Consider the following 18,415-nt stretch of genomic DNA (forward strand, 5'->3'; position numbering starts at 1 on the left):
CCCCTTAGAACCGGTGGTTCAACGTCAGCTCGAACCGGCGGCTAGGCCCGTAGAACCACTGCGTATTGGTGTAGTACGCGGTGGTGAAGTAGGCGCGGTCAAAGACGTTGAACCCCCGGGCCGTGATGGCGGTGTCCTTGTTGACGTCCCAGCGCAGCGCGAGGTCGGTGGTCGTATAGGAGGGCAACTCGATGGTGTTGGCGCTGTCCGCATAGCGCTTGCCCACATAACGCAGCCCGCCCATTGCCGTCCAGCCCGGCTGGAAGTTCCAGCTCAGCCACAGGTTTGCCAGGCGTTGCGGCACGTTGGGCGGCACATTGCCCGCGCGCGACACGGCTGCGCCGCCGACGGACTCGGAGAAGTCGTCGTATTTGGCCCGCAGCACGGTGGCATTCGCATCGATCGTCCAGCCGGGCGCCAACGCCAGCGACAGCGACGCCTCCAGCCCCCGAGACGACTGCTCGCCCACCTGCACCCGCAGGCTGGGATCGTCGGCGTCGCGCGACAACAGGTTGGTCTTGCGGATCTCGTAGGCCGCCAGCGTCCACTCGCCGCGTCCGTCCAGGAAATTCTGCTTCAAGCCGATCTCGATCTGCTTGCCGCGCGACATGTCGAACCCCGCGTTGGCCGGGCTGAGCATCAGCAGGCCGCTGACGGGATCGGCCGCTTCCGCGTACTGTGCGTAGACGGCCAGATCCGGCGTCAGGTCGTACACGGTACCCACGCGCCAACCCACGTCGGCATACGTGTTGGACAGGGCGCGTTGGCCGGTGACCAGATCGTCGCGCGTCACTTTCGCATGGTCGTAGCGCAGACCGCCGATGAGGGACCACTTGCTCGTCAGCGCGAGGCGGTCTTCCACGAAGAGGGCGAACTGGTCGGCCTCGTTGCGGTAACGCGGGATGAACGGCACGTTGCTCTGATAGTGGCCATGTGCCGGATCATACGGATCCACGGGGCCCGAACTGCCGGTGTACGTGTTGTTGATGTGCTTGAAGGTGGCGTGGTTGACGTCAAAGCCCACGGATACCGTGTTGTCCAGGCCGGCCAGTTTGCCCTTGAACACGGCGCTGGTTGTCAGGCCGGTCTGGGTCTGGTCGTGCGTGATCTGCGTGTTGTCCGAGCGGTCGATGAGGCTGGTTGCGGGGTTGTACACGTACCGCTCGGCATTGCGCCAGTCGCGGTCGCTTTGCACGTGGTACAGGCGCGCGCGCACTGTGGTCGCGTCGTTGGGCGTCCAGACCGTGTCCAGTTGCGTCCACTGATCGCGAAAGCGCATGAAGCTGTCGGACACGTTGTAGTTCTGCTTGCGCAGCGCGTCGTCCTGCTCGCCGTTGATGAGCGGCGTGCCGAAATACCGCATCGGGCGCTGGTAGCCGTAGGCGTAGCTGAGCGTCATGTTCAGGTCCGGCGTCGCGTCCCAGCGCAGCGCGCCGGAGAACGTGGCATCGCCCGCCTGGCCCCGGTCCACATAGCCGTCCGTGTAGTTTCCGCTCACGTCCAGGCGATACGACAACGTATCGCTGAGCGCGCCGCCGCTGCCCAGGCCCAGCCGCGCCGTGTCCTGCGTGCCGATGGTGGCCTGCACCTCGTTCTGGATGGGCCCGCGCGTCGGACGCTTGGGGATCACGTTGACGACGCCGCCGATTGCGCCGTCGCCATAGATCACGGACGCGGGTCCGCGCAGCACCTCGATGCGCTCGACCGACCACGTATCGAACGGAAACGTCAGGCCGACGCCGCCGTACTGGCGCAGCCCGTCGTACAGGCGCATGACCGACGTGCTGTCGGTAAAGCCGCGCACCGACAGGGCGCTGTTGCCGTTGCCCGGATGGGGCGCGGCCGAAAAGCCTGGCGCGCGGGTGATGGCTTCGATCACGCTGGCGTCGCCGCGGGACTCGATCTGTTCCCGCGAAATGATGTCGACGCTGGCCGGCGTCTGCATGGGTGTCAGGCCCAGATTGGAGCCCGTGGAGGCTTCGGTAGTAAGGGCGGTTTCGGCGCCGCCCACCACGGTGATGGGGGCGAGGGTGGCGGGGGAGGTCTGGGCGGCGGCGTTGAAAGCGGCCAGGAGCAGGGACGTGCCGAGGCACGCGTGCGAACGAGCGATGGTCAAGAGGGGCCCTCTTCTTCAATGTCTTCGACAAGATCTGCCGACAGCGGGAAAGCCGGTCGGCAAGGCGCGGCCGCGCCCGGCGCTAGGCGCGGGCGCGGCGGATCAGGAAGACAGGGAAGGCGGGGCGCGTGAACCGAGAGGCGGCCCCAGGGCGGGCAGGGGCGGCGTGGCACGATGGACGGGAATTGCTGAGGCTGCGTAGGCCGCCTGCGCTGTCAGCACGGGCGCAAGACCCGTCTCAGGCAGAATGGCATGCGCGGCCAGCGCGCCAAAGGCGCAGGCATCGCTTGCCGCATGCTTGGACTTCGGCTCTGCCGGCAGATCGAAGGTCACGTTGATCGCGCCGCCCGCATCGCACAACGACAGCATCAGCGAGGTCGAGGACGGCGCCGCCATGAAGCCGCTCGGGATCAGCGCGCGCAGCACAAAAGCGGCCATTGCCAGGCAGACGAGAAACCGCCAAGGCAGGCCGCGGGGCTTTTGCGCAGAGTCCCGGTGAGTAGGCATGGGCGGGATTCTATTACAGAACCTCACGCATTCTGACGGATTGGAAACGCGTGCGGCGTTCTGTCGCAGGGGCGCGTCGGCGTGCCGTCAACGCTTGCCCGCTGAAAGCCGCTGGCGACACCCGCCCGCTAATCCCGCCGATCGAACACCATGCACGTGGTGCTGGCGTGCGCGTACAGCTTGCCGTTTTCGTCCTCCACGCGCGCCTGCGCCGTCGCGATCTGTTTGCCGTTATGCACCAGCGTGGCCGCCGCGCGAAGCGGACCGGTGGACGGCGATGCCGCGCGCACGATGTTGACGCTGAGTTCGACCGTGGTGTAAGTCCGGCCCTGCGCAAGCGCGCTCTGGATCGCACAACCCAGCGCGGAATCCAGAAGGGCCGAGAACCAGCCGCCATGGATGGTGCCGAACGGGTTGCAATGCCGCAACTCGGGAAGGCCGATAAACACGGCCCAGCCTGCGTCCGCTTCCGCCAACGTCATGTTCATGGTGCCGTTCATGGGCGGGTAGGGCAGCTCGCCGGCCATCATGGCATGCAGGATCTGCAATCCGGTCATGCCGGCGATCTGATCCGGACGGGCGATATCCGGCTTTCCTCCGCCTGCGGCAAGCCGATCGAGTGCAGCCTTGTGCTGGGCCGCCCAGCCCGTCTGTTGATTCCTGTACATGCGAAACCCCTCGTCGTGAAGCCCCCGGCGGGCGGTTGCCACGCCGGATGCGGCGTGAATCAACCGGTCATTACCCGGGAAGCCAGGGGTTCAGGATCATCCTGTTCGCCGGCCGGACGGATCTTGAACCAGATTGCATACATGGCCGGCAGGAAGACCAGCGTGATGATCGTGCCTGCGAACGTGCCACCGATCAGCGTGTAGGCCAGCGTTCCCCAGAACACCGAATGCGTCAATGGGATGAAAGCCAGTATCGCGGCCAGCGCGGTCAGGATGACCGGCCGCGCCCGCTGCACTGTCGCCTCGACCACCGCGTCGAAGGGCGCGAGGCCTTCCTGTTCATTCTGGTGGATCTGGCCGATCAGTATCAGCGTGTTGCGCATCAGGATGCCGGACAGAGCGATCAGTCCGACCAGCGCATTGATGCCGAAGGGCTGCTGGAACAGAAGCAATGTCGGCACGACACCGATCAGGCCAAGCGGGCTGGTCGCAAACACCATCACCATGGCGGCGATGGATCTCACCTGCAGGATGATGATGAGCAAGGTTGCGGCAATCATCAGAGGAAAGAGCGGCAGCAGGGCAGCGTTTGCCTTGGCGGATTCCTCGATGGAACCGGCTTGTTCGATGCGATAGCCCGCGGGCAATTCGTTGATGACCGGTTGCAGCTGCTTGAGGATCGCGGTGGAAACGTCAGGCGGCTGAAGTCCTTCCGCGATGTCGCCGCGCACCGTAATGGCGGGCGTGCGGTCGCGGCGCCGCATGATGGGATCCTCCATGCGGACTTGCACCGTGCCAACCTGCGACAGCGGCACGCGTTGGCCTTCGGCCCCGGCGAGTGTCAGGCCGGCGATCTTGGCGGGGTCCAGACGGACATCGCCTGCCGCTCGCCCGACCACTTCCACCGAGCGGATGTCTTCGCGGACATTCGTCAGGGGCACGCCACTGAGCAGAAATTGCAATTGCAGCGCCACCGAACTGGAGCTCAATCCCACCGCTTGAAGCCGGTCCTGATCCAGCGTGAAATGCAGAGCGGGAACGCGCGCGCCCCAGTCGGTGTTCACGGTGCGCATCATGGGATCCGCTCGCATGATGGACTGGACGCGTGCGACGATCGCACGCAGGGTGTCGGCGTCAGGACCCATGACGCGAAAGGCGACCGGGAACGGAGAGGGCGGCCCAAACACGATTTGCGTGACACGGACCTGCGCCTGCGGGGCCAGGCCGTCCGCGATGGCCTGGCGAAGCCGGACCTTGAGGGCTTCACGTTCCTTGTCGTTGCCCGTCAGGATGACGATCTTGGCGAAGGATGGGTCGGGCAGCTCGGGCGACATGGCGAGAAAGAAGCGCGGCGCGCCTTGGCCAATGTACGCGGTGACGATCCGGGCCTCCGGCTGCGTGGCAAGCCACGCTTCGACTGCCGCTGTGGCCTGGCTCGTCTGTTCGATGGACGTGCCGTAAGGCATTTGCACTTCGACGAGCACCTCGGGGCGATCTGAAGTGGGAAAGAACTGCTTGTTGACCAGTCCCATGCCGGCCACGGCCAGCGCAAAGACCGCGACCACCGTGCCCGCCACCAGCCATTTGCGGCCGATGACGCGCCGGAGCAGGCGCCGGAACCGGTTGTAATGGCGGGTGTCGTAGATGGCGTGGTGCCCGCCTTCGATCCTTTTGATGTCCGGCAGCATCTTCACGCCCAGGTAAGGCGTGAAGACCACCGCCACCACCCACGACGCGATCAGCGCAATGCCGACGATCCAGAACATGTTGCTGGTGTACTCGCCCGCGGTCGAGCGCGCGAAGCCGTTCGGCATGAAACCGACCGCCGTGACCAGCGTGCCCGACAGCATGGGGGCGGCCGTGTGGCTCCACGCATAGGCCGACGCCGCGATACGGCTGTAGCCTTCCTCCATCTTGACCACCATCATTTCGATGGCGATGATGGCGTCATCCACCAGCAGGCCCAAGGCCAGGATCAATGAGCCGAGCGTGATGCGGTCGAAATTCTTGCCGGAGGCCGCCATGATGACGAATACCGCCGCCAGGGTCAGAGGCACGGCGGCGGCCACCACGACGCCCACGCGCCACCCCATGCTGATGAAGCACACCAGCATCACGACCAGCAGCGCGACGAAGAACTTGACCATGAATTCATCCACGGCCGCGCCGATGTTGACCGCCTGGTCGGTGACTTTGGTCAGGCTCATGCCTAGCGGCAATGCGGCATTGATCTTGCCGACTTCCTTCTCGAGCGCGCTGCCCAGGTCCAGCCCATTCCATTCGTCACGCATTACCACGCCCAAGATCAGCGCCGGTTCGCCGTTGTTGCGTACCAGAAAGGTGGCCGGGTATTCATAGCCGCGTTCCACGGTCGCCACGTCGGCCAGCTTCAGCGTGCGACCCTGGGCAACGATGGGCGTCTGGCGGATCTTGTCCAGGCTGTCGAATGCGCCGTCCACGCGCAGGAACACCTGAGGCCCGTTGGTTTCGATGGACCCGGCAGGCGTAAGAACGTTCTGTGCGTTGAGCGCGGCAAAAATGGCTTGCGGATCGACGCCGAGCGTGGCCAGGCGATCGTGGGAGAACGACACGAAGATGCGCTCGGGCTGTTCGCCGATGATGTTCACCTTCTTGACGCCCGGCACGTGAAGCAACTGTTGACGCAGCGCCTCGGCGTCGCGAACCAGCAGGCGCTGGGGCTCGCCCTTTGCCTTGAGGGCATACAGGGCGAACGTGACATCGGCATACTCGTCGTTGACGATGGGACCGATGACGCCGGGCGGCAAGCGCTTGGCTTCGTCGGCGAGCTTCTTGCGCGCTTGATAGAACTCTTCCTGTACGTCTTTGGGCGGCGTGCTGTCCAGCAGCGACACCATGGTGAACGCCAGGCCCGGCCGCGTGAAGGTCTCGGTCCGGTCATACCACCGCAGTTCCTGCAGCCGCTTTTCCAGCGGTTCGGCAACCTGGTCCTGCATTTCCTGCGCGGTCGCGCCGGGCCACGCGGTGACGACGGTCATCTGCTTGATGGTGAAGGGCGGATCTTCGGCACGGCCCAACTGGAAAAACGCCAGGATCCCGGCGACGGAGACGAGAAGAATCAGGAACAGCGTGATCGAGCGCTCGCGCACGGCGATCGCGGACAGGTTGAAGCGGCCTTCGCTCATCAACGCGCTCCCACGACGCCGGTGGCGTGCGGATCGCCGAGCCTGACTTGCTCGCCTTCATGCAGCAGATGCGCGCCCAGGGACACGACGCGATCCCCGGCCTTGAGGTCGCCGGCGACACGCGCCACATCGTCGCTCAGGCTGTGCACCTGGACAGGCCGCCGCGCCACCTGGGCGGGCGCGCCGTCCACGAGCCAGACGCCCGGGCCGCCGCCGTCATCGAACACTGCGCCGATCGGCACCTGCAACATCGGCGCGCCGTCCTGCGATTGCGGGATGTCGATCGTGACGGTGGCCCCCAGTGGCGCGTGGGCCAGCGCGCCTTCCAACAAATACCTGGCCTCGAACGTACGTGTGACGCGGTCCGCGGCATCGGACAATTGCCGCAATGTGGCGGGGGCTGGAGACTGACGGTCGCCGTACAACACCGCCTGGGCCGTAGAACCCACGGCCGGCCGTAATGTCTCGGGCAGATGTACAACGGCCTCCCGCTGGCCGGCGCGCGCCAGGCGCACGACGGACTGCCCGGCGGCCACCACCTGTCCGGGTTCGGCCAGCGTGTCGACGACAACCCCGTCGGCATCGGCCAGCAGCACGGCGTAGCTCGACGCGTTCTTTGCAACGTCGGCACGGGCCTCGGCCGCCTTCAAATCCGCACGAGCGGTATCTGCTGCGGCTTTGATCTGCGCATACGCGGACGCCGACACGGCGCCTTCCGCAACCAGGCCGCGATAGCGGGCCTCGTCGTCGGTTGCCTGTCTGGCGCGGGCCCGCGCAGCCGCCACGGCTTCACGCTGTGCCCGGGCTTGCAGGCCAAGGTCCTCAGGATCCAACCGCATGAGCGCCTGGCCGCGGGTGACCGGCTGACCCGTATCGACCAATCGCTCCAGGACTTTGCCCGACACGCGGAACCCCAGGTCGCTTTGAATGCGCGCCGCCACGACGCCCGAAAAGGAGCGCGCTGACGCTGAGGCGTTTTGCGCCACGCCAACTCTGACGAGCGGGGGATCGACGCGGGGATCTGGCGGGGAAGTATCGCCGCATGCCGCAAGAGCGAGAGGCACTAGGCAGAAGGCAAACGGGACAAGCTGACGCCGAACCATGGAAGACCATCCTCACAAAGAAGGTCCCCATTCTAAACAAGTGACCAAAAAGGTCAATGGTCACAAATAAAATTTATGGCGCCAGACTTCGCAGGATCAGGTTCGACAATTGCACGGTGGCCTGCGCCCCGTTCGCCAGGTTGTGCTGAAGGAGCAGGGGGTTGATGTACGGCCGCATGACGAGATAGATCGCATCGGCCGTTTCATCCAAGGGCGTCTTGCGTTCGAAGTCGCCCGTCTCGCGGCCTTCGCGGATCACTTGCAGGATGAGGCCCTTGATATGCGCTTCGTAGGCCTGTGCCGAAGGCCACGACTCGCTGGCCGAGGTTCGCGCAATGTCGTAGAGCTTGCTGTCTTGGAAGAAGAGCTGGCTGCCGGCTTCCACCAACGCCGTGAACATGCGCCGCAGCCGGTCCGGCGCGGAACGCGCGTCGGCGACGGCGGTGTCCACGGCGACCATGATCGCGTTCAGGCGGTTGGCGCAGATGACCTCGCCGATCGCCTGTTTGGAGTCGAAGAACTTGTAGATGTAGGCCTTGGAGAAGCCAATGGCCTTGGCCAGATCAGACACGGTCGTCTTGTCGAAACCGTAAAGGCCGAAATATTCGGTGGCGGCTTGGACGATCTGATCGCGGACGTCGTGATCGGAGGGGCCGCGCGGCTGAAGGGCGGGGGATGTTGCTTTCGTCATGCGAGGAGCTTAACCCGAGGCAATTTAGTTGACAACGAGTGACTAAACCGTATTATAGTCACACGAAATTGACTGTCCTAAGGACGCCCATGCATGCCCGCCATTCTCTTGTCCTGCTCTGCGCCAGCATGCTGGCCGGGTGCGCGGCAGGTCCTGATTACCACCGCCCCGAGGCGCCGCTTCCCAGCCACTATACGCAGGCTCCAGACCGTCAGTCGGGACCGGGGCCCGTGCAAGGCCTTGATACGTGGTGGCGCCAGTTCGACGACCCGCTGCTTGCACGCTACGTGTCGTTGGCCATCGAGCAGAACCTGGACGTAGCGCAGGCAGCGGCGCGCGTCACGCAAGCCCGTGCGGGGCTGGGCGCGGCGAACGCGGCCTTGTTGCCGTCTGCCTCAGTGCGCGGCACGGCTGCGCGGTTGCACCAGTCGGTGGAGACCCCGCTGGGACAAGTTGCCAGCGCCATGCCGGGGTACGACCGATGGGGCAACCAATACGAAGCCAACCTCGAGGCGAGCTGGGAAATCGACCTGTTCGGCGGCCTGCGGCGTGGCCGTGAGGCGGCCATCTCTGAACTGCAGGCCACGGATGCGGCTGCGATCGCCACGCGGCTTGCCGTGGCGGCGCAAACCGCGGACATCTACATCGCCATTCGCAGCCTGCAGGCGCGGCTGGACATCGCCCAGCGGCAGGTCAAGACGCAGCAGGATCTTGTCGCCAAGGTAGGGCTGCTGCATGAACGAGGGCTGGCGGCCGAATATCAGGTGCGCCAGGCGGATGGCGCGCTGTCGCAGGTGCAGGCCACCATTCCGGTCCTGCAGACGGGGCTCGATGCGGCCATGAACGCGCTGGACGTCATGCTGGGCGTGGTTCCCGGAACCCATCGCGAGGAATTGGCGGCGCACGCGCCGATACCCCCTGCGCCCCGCATCGAGGACATGGGCTCCCCCGCGGATCTGCTGCAACGCCGGCCGGATCTGATCGCGGCGGAACGCCGCCTGGCGGCCTCCAATGCGCGGATCGGTGAAACCATCTCCGAGTTCTACCCGAAGTTTTCGTTGAGTGGCTTGCTGGGCAGCGCAACGACCGTATCCAGCGGCAATCTGTTTTCCGCTGGAGCAAGCCAGTCCGCGGGCGTGCTGGGACTGCGCTGGCGGCTCTTCGACTTTGGCCGCATCAATGCGCAGATCGAAGGGGCAAAGGGCCAGGAGGCCGAGGCGCTGGCGGCATATCGCCTGGCGGTTTTGCGGGCGACGGAAGATGTCGAGAACGCATTTTCGGCGTTGGTTCACCGCACCGAGCAGTCGACGGTGCTGACCCGGGGCGAGGACGCGCTGACCCATGCGCGGGCGTCGTCGTTCGCCGCCTACAAGCGCGGCGCCGCCAGCCTGATCGACGTGCTGTATGCGGATGCCTCGCTCCTGCAGGCCTCGGACGCTCGGGCCCAGGCACAAGCCGAAGCGGCGCGGGCAGCGGTGGCGGCGTACAAGGCGCTTGGCGGCGGATGGCGCCCGGATGCGCCGGCGCAGATAGCCAAGCGGTGAACCCCGGCGAGGATCGCGTCGTTTCAGGTACAGGCATGCCACTTGCTGCGCCGCCCGCCACGGGCAGCAGGTCGTGCCCGCAACCCACGAGGCGATTCCCGTGACCACACTCATCGAAAACCGGTATGCCCTTACCGTGCGCCGCTTCCCCGCGGTGTTCCTTGCCGGGATGTTCCCGTTGTTTCTTGGCGCGGCGCTCGCGGACGCTGCGTATGCGCAGACTTTTCACATCCAATGGAATAATTTCGCGTCCTGGCTGCTCGTTGGCGGACTGATATTTGGGGCGATTGCGCTGCTGGTTGCCATCGTCGACCTGTTCAGGGCCACGCAGCGGGCACGCGGTGTGGTTCCCTATGCCGTGGTGCTGCTGGCGGCCTGGCTGGTGGGGCTGTTCAATGCGTTCATTCATGCGCGCGACGCGTGGGCCAGCATGCCCAACGGCTTGATCCTGTCTGTCGTGGGCGCGGTGCTGGCCCTCGTTGCCCTCTGGCTGGGCTTTCGCACGCCGCAGATCCGGGGGCCGCTATGAAGAAGACGAGAATGCTGGCCGGCGTTTCGATGCTGGTGGTGGCGGGTGTTTGCGGCGCGCAGACCGCAGGCCAGTATGGACCGTCGCCCGATCTGCCCAAGCCCGAACGGGGGCTGTTGCCGGACATGGTGATCGCCAAGCCCGCCAAATGGGGCGACAAATTGCCGACGGTGCCCGAGGGCTACAAGATCTCGGCCATCGCCACGGACCTGAAGATTCCGCGTCAGACGCTTGTGCTGCCCAACGGCGACATTCTGGTCGCCGAGGGCCGTGGCGGCAGTGCCCCCGACCTCAAACCCAAGGACGTGATCGCGGGCATCATCAAGGCCCGGGGCACGAGTCCGGTCAAGGGTGGAAACCGGCTGACGCTGCTGCGCGACACCAAGGGCGATGGCACCTACGAGGCCTCCGTCTTTGCGGAAAACCTCAACGCGCCTTACGGCCTGGCCCTCATTGGCAACCAGCTCTATGTGGCCAATCAGGACGCGCTGGTGCGGTTCGAGTATCAGCCCGGGCAGACCAAGGCGAGCGGACCGCCGGAAACGGTCACGCCGCTGCCCTCCGAGATCAACCACCACTGGACCAAGGCGCTGACCGCCAGCGCCGACGGGCAGTATCTATACGTGGGCATCGGTTCGAACAGCAACATCACCGAACGCGGCATGACGGCCGAAGCGGATCGGGCGCGCATCTGGCGCATCAACGCCAGCACGGGCGAATACAAGACCTACGCCACCGGCCTGCGCAATCCGACCGCGCTCACGATTCAACCGGACACGGGCCAGTTGTGGGCCGTGGTCAACGAACGCGATGAGCTGGGCCCGGACCTGGTGCCCGACTACCTCACGACCGTCAAGGAGGGCGCGTTTTATGGCTGGCCATACAGCTATTGGGGCAAGAACGTGGACGAACGCGTGCGGCCCCAGGATCCCGCAAAGGTTGCATCGGCCATCGCGCCGGATTACAGCCTGGGTTCGCACGTTGCGGCGCTGGGCGTGGACTTCTCGACCGCGACGATGGGCGACCGGTTTGCGAGCGGCGTGTTCGTCGGCGAGCACGGCAGCTGGAATCGCGCTGATCCGGTGGGCTACAAGGTGGTCTTCGTGCCGTTCACGGAGGGGCGCCCGTCCGGTCCGCCCGTTGATTTCGTCGCGGGCTTTCGCGACGACGACGGCACGACGCGCGGCCGTCCAGTGGGCGTGACGGTTGACCCGAAGGGCGCGCTCATCGTGGCCGACGATCTGTCGAACACGATCTGGCGCATCACGCCCGCGCAGGCGCCCAAGCCGGTCGCAGCGGTGCGGCCTTAAATCTTATTTACAGAGGGCCTGCCGAGCGTGCGCGTTGCACTGCGCTGCAGCGTTCGCAGGCCCCGCACAGGAGCAAACATGGCAACACTTCAAGACATCAACATCGCAATTCTGGCCGTCGACGGATTCGAGCAGGTCGAACTCACGGGGCCGCGCGATCGTCTGCACGAAGAAGGCGCCCGCACCGTCGTGGTATCGGCGCGCACTGATCCGATCCAGGGCATGCACCACGACAAGCCCGGTGACAAGTTTCCCGTCGATCTCACGTTTCTGCAGGCTGCATCCGAGCCGGACGTATTTGATGCCTTGCTGCTGCCCGGCGGCGTGGTTAATGCCGACGAGATCCGGATGCAGCCCAAGGCCCAGGAGCTGGTGCGCGCCTGCATTGACGCCGGCAAGCCGGTGGCGGTCATCTGCCACGGCGCCTGGCTGCTGATCTCGGCTGGGATGGTCAAGGGGCGCAAGATGACCAGTTGGCCCTCGCTGCAGGATGACCTGCGCAATGCGGGCGTCCAGTGGGTGGATGAGGAAGTGGTCGTGGACGGTGTGCTGGTGTCCAGCCGCAAGCCGGACGATATTCCCGCGTTCAATGACGCCTTCGTTCAGGTGCTGGGCAAGGCGGTCCAAGGGCGCGCGGCGAAGTAGGGCTGGCCGCATCGAGCAAAGCCGGGGAGCGGCGCACCCCGGCCGCATGCGCTACGCGCGCTTGAGTGCCACGGTCACCAGCACCGACGCGTTTTCCAGCGCGAACAGCGCGTGCGGCGCGCGGCCCGGCAGGTACATCAGGTGGCCGGGGTAGAGGACGTGCGTGGCGCCGTCGGCGGATATCTCGATACTGCCCTCCAGGCACTGAAGGGTGATCTCGCCGGCGACGTCATGCGAGGCCATGGTCTTGCCGGCGAGCAGCACGAGGCGCATGACCTCAAGGTCTTCGGACTTGAAAAGCGCGACCGACTGCTTTTGCGCTAGCGCGGCGCCATAGGGCTTGATGTCGATGACTTGCCCGGGATCCGCATGTTTGAGGGCCATGATGCATCCTTCGCAGGGAGGGGAGCTGTCAACGATACCCCATCCCCCCGGCGGCGCCGCGGCCTGCGGTCAATTGATCTTGATGCCGCGTTCCTTGACCAGATCCTTCCACTGCGCCGTTTCCTTGGCCAGGTGATCGCGCAGCGCGTCCGGCGTGCTGCCGATCGGCTCGGCGCCAATCGAATCCAGCGTCGCCTTCACCTTGGGATCGGCCAGCGCGCTGCGCATGGCTTCATTCAGCTTGGCCACCGCTTCCGGCGGCGTGCCGGCGGGCGCAAAGGCAGCGAACCAGGGCATCAGCTCATAACCGGGCACGCCGGCCTCCTGCATCGTCGGCACGTCGGGCAGGGCAGCCGACCGCTTGGTGGTGGTGACGCCCAGCGCGCGCAGCTTGCCGCTCGCGATGTGGGGCTTGGCGGACGTGATGCTGTCGAACATGTAATCCACCTGGCCGCCCAGCAGGTCGGCGACGGCGGGGCCGCTGCCCTTGTAAGGCACGTGCAGCATGTCCACCCCGGTCATCGACACGAACATCTCACCGGCCAGGTGAATGGAGGTGCCAACGCCCGCGGAGGCGTACGTGTAGTGCTTGGGCTGCGCCTTGGCCTTCGCGATCACGTCCGCGACGCTGGTCGCGCCGGTACGCGCCGGATTCGTGACCAGCACATTGGGCACGACCGCCAGCAGCGAGATGGGCGCGAAGTCCTTGATGGGGTCGTAGTTCAGGTCCTGGTACAGCGCCGGGTTGACGGCCATGCCGTTGGCGACGATCAGGATGGTGTAGCCGTCGGGCTTGGCGCGCGCCACGGCCGCCGCGCCAATATTGCCGCCCGCGCCGGCGCGGTTCTCGACGATGAAGGACGTGTTCAACTGCTTGCCCATCGACTCGCCCAGCGTGCGCGCGATGCTGTCCATCGCGCCACCGGGCGGGAAGGGGACGATCCACTTCACCGGGTGATCCGGATAGGCATCGGCCTGCGCGGCGGTTGCCCCGGCCAGCAGCGAGGCGGCCAGCAATGCGCGGGCAAAGGGTTTGAATACATGGCGCATGCGCATGGTTGTCTCCGTGGCTCTTGAATTATTGGTGGCAAGGTCCGCGCGCGATTAATACTCTGATCGACGGTGACTGCCCGATGCGCGCAGTATCGCTTGCCTTTTTTTCGCGTGTCCAAGACTATATGGGTTTCAATTCATACCTTCAGGGTCTTAATCGGCATGGAGCTCAGGCATTTGCGGTACTTCCAGGCGGTGGCCGAGGCGGGTAGTTTCACGCTGGCAGCCTCGCGGCTGCACATTGCGCAGCCGCCGCTCAGCCGCCAGATCAAGCAGCTGGAGGAAGAGCTGGGCGTGCAGCTGTTCGAGCGCACCACGCGGGCGCTGCGCCTGACAGAGGCGGGCCGCTTCCTGCTGGAGCAATCGCGCCTGTTGACCGCCCGGCTGGACGAAGTGCTGGAAGGCACGCGCCGGTTGGGCCAGACGGAGCGGCGCTGGTTCGGCATCGGCTTCGTGCCGTCGACGCTTTACGGTTTCGTGCCGGAATTGATCCGGCTGCTGCGCGGCGCGGATGAGCGCGTCGAAGTGGGCCTGATGGAAATGAACACGTTGCCGCAGCTCGAGGCGCTCAAGGCAGGGCGCATCGATCTGGGCATTGGCCGCATCCTGCTGGACGACCCCGCGATCGAGCGGCGCGTGCTGATGACCGAGCCCCTGATGGCCGCGGTGCCCTTGCATCATCCGCTGGCCGGCCAGGGCAGCGTCGCCGTCAGCCGCCTGGCGCGCGAGCCCTTCGTGCTGTATCCGGCGCGTCCGCGCCCGAACTACGCCGATCATGTGCTGGGCCTGTTTCGCGCGGCCGGCTACTCGCTGCAGGTGGCGCAAGAGGCCAACGAACTGCAGACCGCGATCGGGCTGGTCGCGGCTGGCTTGGGGGTGACCGTGGTGCCCGCCTCCGTGCAGCGCCTGCAGCGCCAGGATGTGGCCCACGTGCGCATCGAGGCCGATGCCTTCGTGTCGCCCGTGATCGTCAGCTATCGCAAGGACGATGCGTCGGCGTTTCTGGCGCGGGCGCTGGAACTGGCGGGGGAGCTTGCCAGGAACTAGGCGCGGCCACGCCGCAGTCGCCTCGCGCTAGGTGCGGCCCGCGGGCGAATACGGGCCCACCAGCTCGACGATCCAGTCGATGAAGGCGCGCAGCTTGGCGCTGACGTGGCGGTTGGGCGGGAACGCCACGTACATCGGCATCGGGTCCAGGCGCCAGTCCTCGAAGACCGGAACCAGCTCGCCTTTGGCCAGGTGCGGCGCGGACATGTAGTCCGGCAGCCACATCACGCCCATGCCGGCAAGTCCCGCCGCCAGGTAGGCATTGCCGTCGTCCACCGCCAGCACGTAGCGGCCATGCACATTGACGACTTCCTTGCCGCGCCGCATGGCATAAGGCAGCGCGCGCCCGGTGCGTTGCCACAGAAAACCCACGATGCGGTGGTGCGTGTCTTCAAGCTCGCGCGGGTGCGCGGGCTTGCCGGCCAGCTTCAGGTACGAGGGCGCGGCGTAGACGCCCAGTTGCAGGTCGCCAACGCGGCGGGCCATCAGGGACTGGTCGGTCAGCTCGCCGCCCCGCACGACACAATCGATGTTTTCGCCAATCAGGTCGACGATGCGATCGCTGACGCCCATGTCGAGCTGGATGTCGGGATAGCGCGCGTGAAAGTCCGGCAAGGCGGGCACGAGCACCATGCGCGCCAGCGGACTGGGCACGTCCACGCGCAGCCGGCCGCGCGGCGCTTCCGCGGCGCTGGAAAGACTGGTTTCGGCATCGTCCATGTCGGCCAGCAGCTTGATCACGCGCTCGTAGTACGCCGCGCCATCGGCCGTGACATTGACCTTGCGCGTGGTGCGGTTCAACAGGCGCACCCGCAGGCGCGCCTCAAGCTGCTGGACAAGCTGCGTCACGCTCGTCTTGCTCATGTGCAGGGTTTCGGCGGCCTTGGTGAAGCTGCCGGTTTCCACCACGCGCGCAAACGCGGTCATTGCGTCGAATCTGTCCATGGCTGCTCGAAGAGAATTGGGATTGTTTGGATTCTACAAATAGTGATGGATGCAGTTGACCGTTTATCCGCGCGGCGGGCGCTTTTACAGTTTGCCCATGTCAACGCGGGTTGTCGGACAGCCCACCACCTGGAGAACGCCATGACCAAACGCGACGTTGTTTTCCCTCCCAATCGCCATGCGCTCTACGAGCGCAACCGTTATTCACCGGCGGTTCGCTCCAACGGCTTTCTGTTCGTGTCCGGCCAGGTCGGCAGCCATGACGACGGCTCACCTGAACCCGACTTGCGCGAGCAGGTGCGGATGGCCTTCCGGAATCTGAACGCCATCCTGCACGCGGCGGGTGCGTCGTTTGACGACGTCGTCGACGTGACGGTCTTCATGGTCGATCCGCAGTCGCAGTTCGAAACCATGTGGGAAGTCGTGCCCGAATTCTGGGGCGAGGCGCCGTATCCGAACATTACGGCGGTGGGCGTCACCTGGCTGTACGGATTCCAGTTCGAGATCAAGGTCATCGCCAAAGTGCCTGACGCCGCGGCTGCTTGATCGGGCGGCGCTGCGTCTTATCAAGGCTTGCGGAAGACGACGACCTTGCTCGTCAGCTTCTGCAAGGCCTCCTCGCGCTGGTTCGACGTGATCGATTCCACGACCACGATGGCGCGATCAGGCTTGGAGCGCGACGGCGTGATGCTGAGCACGGTGCTCGTCACCTTCACGACATCGTCCGGTCGCGTAGGCTGCGGCCATGCCAGTTCGGCGCCTGCGCCGATGACCCCTCGCGCCACGGGAAAACTCTCAACCAGCAGCTTCATGGTCAGCGCCGCCGTGTGCCAGCCGCTGGCCGCCAGGCCCTGGAACAGCGTGTCTTGCGCCGCCTCCGGATCCAGATGAAAGGGTTGCGGGTCGAACTGCGAGGCAAATTCAGTGATCTGCTCGGCGTCCAAGGCATGGGTCTTGCTGACGAAGACGTCACCGACGGACAGGTCTTCAAGGTAGATCAGCGGCGGGTTGGGGGTTTCTGGCATCGATGGCTCCGGCGAGTATCTGGTGGGTGGGGCATTATGGGCGCGCGTTCCCGCCTCGCGCAATGCAGCGGGCGATGACCGTCGCCGAAATCGGGTCCATAATCGGCATGTCTAGTTTTATGGATGTCGCAACATGGCAGAAACCCCCACGTCGTCGCAAGAGATCCGTCCGCTGGAGATCGGCGACATCACGGTCATCGACAACACCAAGCTCAAGAAAGCCGTCACGGCGGCGGCGCTTGGCAATGCAATGGAATGGTTTGACTTTGGCGTCTACGGTTTCGTGGCGTTCGCACTGGGCAAGGTGTTCTTCCCGGACGCTTCGCCCGCCGTGCAAACCATTGCCGCGCTCGGCACGTTTTCCGTGCCGTTTCTGGTGCGACCGTTGGGAGGCGTGTTCTTCGGCATCATGGGCGATCGCTTCGGGCGTCAGAAGGTGCTGTCGCTCACCATCATCATCATGGCCATCAGCACGTTCTGCATTGGCCTCATTCCCGCATATGCCACGATCGGCCTGTGGGCGCCGATCCTGCTGCTGCTGTGCAAGCTGGCGCAGGGCTTTTCCGTCGGGGGCGAATATACCGGCGCGGCCGTTTTCGTCGCGGAGTACGCGCCGGACAGGCAGCGCGGTTTTCTGGGCAGCTGGCTGGACTTCGGCTCGATAGCCGGCTTTGTCGTGGGCGCGGGCATGGTCGTGCTGCTGCAGACCATGCTCGGCGAGCAGACGTTCCTGGACTGGGGCTGGCGCATTCCGTTCTTCGTGGCGGGGCCGCTGGGCCTGTTGGGCTTGTATCTGCGGCATGCGGCCGAAGAAACCCCGGCCTTCACGCAGCAACTGGAACGGATGGAAAAGGAAGACCGCGACGCCGTGCAGGAAAAACCTTCGGTGTCGTTCCGCGAGATCTTCGCCAAATATCGCCGCGCCTTGCTGGTCAGCATCGGCATGGTGCTGGTGACCAACATCACCTATTACATGCTGCTGACCTATATGCCGACGTACCTGTCGGGCAGCCTGGGCTACACCGAAGGCCACGGGGTGCTGATCATCGTCGTGGTGATGGTGGGCATGCTGTTCGTGCAGCCGGTGGTGGGTTTCGTCAGCGACAAGATCGGGCGCAAGCCGTTTCTGCTGGTCGGCAGCCTGGGGCTCCTGGTCACCGCGATCCCGTCGTTCTTCCTGATCGGCAGCGACAACACCGCGCTGATCTTCGTGGGACTGCTGCTGATCGCCATTTTCCTGAACTGCCTGATCGGCATCATGGCCTCCACGCTGCCGGCGCTGTTTCCGACGCGCATCCGCTATAGCGCGTTGGCCAGTGCGTTCAATGTGGCCATCATCTTCGCCGGGCTTACGCCCACCGCAGCCGCGTGGCTGGTCGAAGAGACCGACAACCTGATGATGCCGGCGTATTACCTGATGGCGGCGTCGCTGATCGGGCTGATCACCTCGTTCTTCCTGCCCGAGACCGCCAACCGGCCGCTTCGCGGCGAGACGCCAACCGCTTCCAGCCGCAAGGAAGCCAAGGTGCTGTTGCAGCAGGCGTACGAGCACATCGAACAAAGTGTGCAGGACGTGGATGCCGAGATCGCTGCGCTGGAAGAAAAGCTGGATGCGCTGCGTGTGCGCCGCCAACGGCTGGCGGACAGGCATCCGGGTATTGAATGAGAGCGGCCGCCCGGCCCG

Annotated in this window: 17 protein-coding genes; 7 read left to right on the top strand and 10 right to left on the bottom strand. The window is 65.3% G+C overall.

The genetic code is table 11. The features are described 5' to 3' along the window. Positions 1-4: 4 nt before the first annotated feature. The 6 genes from HV786_RS16065 to HV786_RS16090 all read right to left on the bottom strand — a co-directional run bounded on the left by HV786_RS16065 (position 5) and on the right by HV786_RS16090 (position 8,249). Positions 5-2,116: a TonB-dependent receptor gene (locus tag HV786_RS16065; RefSeq protein WP_128828281.1), complete on the bottom strand. Its 2,112-nt coding sequence runs from the start codon at positions 2,114-2,116 to the stop codon at positions 5-7. 102 nt (positions 2,117-2,218) lie between these two features. Then, entirely contained in the window at positions 2,219-2,623 is a 405-nt protein-coding gene (locus HV786_RS16070) for a DUF2946 family protein (protein WP_128828282.1), read from the bottom strand. Positions 2,624-2,751: 128 nt separating this feature from the next. Beyond that, positions 2,752-3,291, bottom strand: a complete 540-nt coding sequence (locus HV786_RS16075; protein WP_128828283.1) for a PaaI family thioesterase — start codon at positions 3,289-3,291, stop codon at positions 2,752-2,754. Positions 3,292-3,350: 59 nt separating this feature from the next. Continuing rightward, the gene (locus HV786_RS16080) at positions 3,351-6,455 is read right to left on the bottom strand and encodes an efflux RND transporter permease subunit (protein ID WP_128828284.1); all 3,105 of its coding nucleotides are present in this window, start codon (positions 6,453-6,455) and stop codon (positions 3,351-3,353) included. After that, the gene (locus HV786_RS16085) at positions 6,455-7,558 is read right to left on the bottom strand and encodes an efflux RND transporter periplasmic adaptor subunit (RefSeq protein ID WP_128828285.1); all 1,104 of its coding nucleotides are present in this window, start codon (positions 7,556-7,558) and stop codon (positions 6,455-6,457) included. The genes HV786_RS16080 and HV786_RS16085 overlap by 1 nt, the downstream gene beginning before the upstream one ends. 73 nt (positions 7,559-7,631) lie before the next feature. Further along, positions 7,632-8,249 carry a TetR/AcrR family transcriptional regulator gene (locus tag HV786_RS16090; protein ID WP_056318437.1) on the bottom strand — a complete coding sequence of 206 codons (618 nt, stop codon included), beginning with the start codon at positions 8,247-8,249 and terminating at the stop codon, positions 7,632-7,634. 89 nt (positions 8,250-8,338) lie between these two features. On the opposite strand from HV786_RS16090, the gene HV786_RS16095 reads away from it, so the two are divergent. From HV786_RS16095 to HV786_RS16110, 4 genes are all read left to right on the top strand, one after another. Beyond that, complete coding sequence (locus tag HV786_RS16095; RefSeq protein ID WP_128828286.1) at positions 8,339-9,793, top strand: efflux transporter outer membrane subunit; 1,455 nt, start codon at positions 8,339-8,341, stop codon at positions 9,791-9,793. Positions 9,794-9,893: 100 nt separating this feature from the next. Beyond that, positions 9,894-10,322, top strand: coding sequence for a DUF2231 domain-containing protein (locus HV786_RS16100; protein WP_128828287.1), 429 nt, complete (start codon positions 9,894-9,896; stop codon positions 10,320-10,322). Then, positions 10,319-11,632, top strand: coding sequence for a PQQ-dependent sugar dehydrogenase (locus HV786_RS16105; RefSeq protein WP_128828288.1), 1,314 nt, complete (start codon positions 10,319-10,321; stop codon positions 11,630-11,632). The genes HV786_RS16100 and HV786_RS16105 overlap by 4 nt, the downstream gene beginning before the upstream one ends. Positions 11,633-11,710: 78 nt before the next feature. After that, positions 11,711-12,277 (top strand): type 1 glutamine amidotransferase domain-containing protein, encoded by a 567-nt coding sequence (locus HV786_RS16110; RefSeq protein ID WP_128828289.1) that lies wholly within the window; start codon positions 11,711-11,713, stop codon positions 12,275-12,277. 51 nt (positions 12,278-12,328) lie between these two features. Here the strand turns inward: HV786_RS16110 and HV786_RS16115 are convergent, their stop codons facing one another. Beyond that, positions 12,329-12,661, bottom strand: coding sequence for a cupin domain-containing protein (locus HV786_RS16115; protein WP_128828290.1), 333 nt, complete (start codon positions 12,659-12,661; stop codon positions 12,329-12,331). A 69-nt stretch (positions 12,662-12,730) separates the two neighbouring features. After that, complete coding sequence (locus tag HV786_RS16120) at positions 12,731-13,717, bottom strand: tripartite tricarboxylate transporter substrate binding protein (RefSeq protein ID WP_128828291.1); 987 nt, start codon at positions 13,715-13,717, stop codon at positions 12,731-12,733. 159 nt (positions 13,718-13,876) lie between these two features. On the opposite strand from HV786_RS16120, the gene HV786_RS16125 reads away from it, so the two are divergent. Further along, a complete protein-coding gene (locus tag HV786_RS16125; RefSeq protein WP_128828292.1) occupies positions 13,877-14,761 on the top strand; it encodes a LysR family transcriptional regulator in 885 nt (294 codons plus the stop codon). Positions 14,762-14,788: 27 nt separating this feature from the next. On the opposite strand, the gene HV786_RS16130 is transcribed toward HV786_RS16125, so the two are convergent. Beyond that, positions 14,789-15,706: a LysR family transcriptional regulator gene (locus HV786_RS16130; RefSeq protein WP_128828293.1), complete on the bottom strand. Its 918-nt coding sequence runs from the start codon at positions 15,704-15,706 to the stop codon at positions 14,789-14,791. 141 nt (positions 15,707-15,847) lie between these two features. Here HV786_RS16130 and HV786_RS16135 point away from each other — a divergent pair, with 141 nt between their 5' ends. Then, the gene (locus HV786_RS16135; RefSeq protein ID WP_128828294.1) at positions 15,848-16,252 is read left to right on the top strand and encodes a RidA family protein; all 405 of its coding nucleotides are present in this window, start codon (positions 15,848-15,850) and stop codon (positions 16,250-16,252) included. A 20-nt stretch (positions 16,253-16,272) separates the two neighbouring features. On the opposite strand, the gene HV786_RS16140 is transcribed toward HV786_RS16135, so the two are convergent. Beyond that, a complete protein-coding gene (locus HV786_RS16140) occupies positions 16,273-16,731 on the bottom strand; it encodes a MaoC family dehydratase (RefSeq protein ID WP_128828295.1) in 459 nt (152 codons plus the stop codon). A 133-nt stretch (positions 16,732-16,864) separates the two neighbouring features. On the opposite strand from HV786_RS16140, the gene proP reads away from it, so the two are divergent. Then, positions 16,865-18,397, top strand: coding sequence for a glycine betaine/L-proline transporter ProP (gene proP, locus HV786_RS16145; RefSeq protein WP_128828296.1), 1,533 nt, complete (start codon positions 16,865-16,867; stop codon positions 18,395-18,397). The last annotated feature ends 18 nt before the right edge of the window (positions 18,398-18,415 follow it).

The sequence above is a fragment of the Achromobacter mucicolens genome, from assembly GCF_902859725.1.
In the GTDB taxonomy this organism is placed as follows: Bacteria; Pseudomonadota; Gammaproteobacteria; order Burkholderiales; family Burkholderiaceae_B; genus Achromobacter; species Achromobacter mucicolens.

Bases quoted from the DNA above. Each gene is read 5' to 3' on its own strand.
- HV786_RS16075 (WP_128828283.1), bottom strand. From the start codon at position 3,291: ATGTACAGGAATCAACAGACGGGCTGGGCGGCCCAGCACAAGGCTGCA.
- HV786_RS16070 (WP_128828282.1), bottom strand. From the start codon at position 2,623: ATGCCTACTCACCGGGACTCTGCGCAAAAGCCCCGCGGCCTGCCTTGG.
- HV786_RS16110 (WP_128828289.1), top strand. From the start codon at position 11,711: ATGGCAACACTTCAAGACATCAACATCGCAATTCTGGCCGTCGACGGA.
- HV786_RS16105 (WP_128828288.1), top strand. From the start codon at position 10,319: ATGAAGAAGACGAGAATGCTGGCCGGCGTTTCGATGCTGGTGGTGGCG.
- HV786_RS16120 (WP_128828291.1), bottom strand. From the start codon at position 13,717: ATGCGCATGCGCCATGTATTCAAACCCTTTGCCCGCGCATTGCTGGCC.
- proP (WP_128828296.1), top strand. From the start codon at position 16,865: ATGGCAGAAACCCCCACGTCGTCGCAAGAGATCCGTCCGCTGGAGATC.
- HV786_RS16095 (WP_128828286.1), top strand. From the start codon at position 8,339: ATGCATGCCCGCCATTCTCTTGTCCTGCTCTGCGCCAGCATGCTGGCC.
- HV786_RS16140 (WP_128828295.1), bottom strand. From the start codon at position 16,731: ATGCCAGAAACCCCCAACCCGCCGCTGATCTACCTTGAAGACCTGTCC.
- HV786_RS16115 (WP_128828290.1), bottom strand. From the start codon at position 12,661: ATGGCCCTCAAACATGCGGATCCCGGGCAAGTCATCGACATCAAGCCC.
- HV786_RS16125 (WP_128828292.1), top strand. From the start codon at position 13,877: ATGGAGCTCAGGCATTTGCGGTACTTCCAGGCGGTGGCCGAGGCGGGT.
- HV786_RS16080 (WP_128828284.1), bottom strand. From the start codon at position 6,455: ATGAGCGAAGGCCGCTTCAACCTGTCCGCGATCGCCGTGCGCGAGCGC.
- HV786_RS16130 (WP_128828293.1), bottom strand. From the start codon at position 15,706: ATGGACAGATTCGACGCAATGACCGCGTTTGCGCGCGTGGTGGAAACC.
- HV786_RS16135 (WP_128828294.1), top strand. From the start codon at position 15,848: ATGACCAAACGCGACGTTGTTTTCCCTCCCAATCGCCATGCGCTCTAC.
- HV786_RS16090 (WP_056318437.1), bottom strand. From the start codon at position 8,249: ATGACGAAAGCAACATCCCCCGCCCTTCAGCCGCGCGGCCCCTCCGAT.
- HV786_RS16085 (WP_128828285.1), bottom strand. From the start codon at position 7,558: ATGGTTCGGCGTCAGCTTGTCCCGTTTGCCTTCTGCCTAGTGCCTCTC.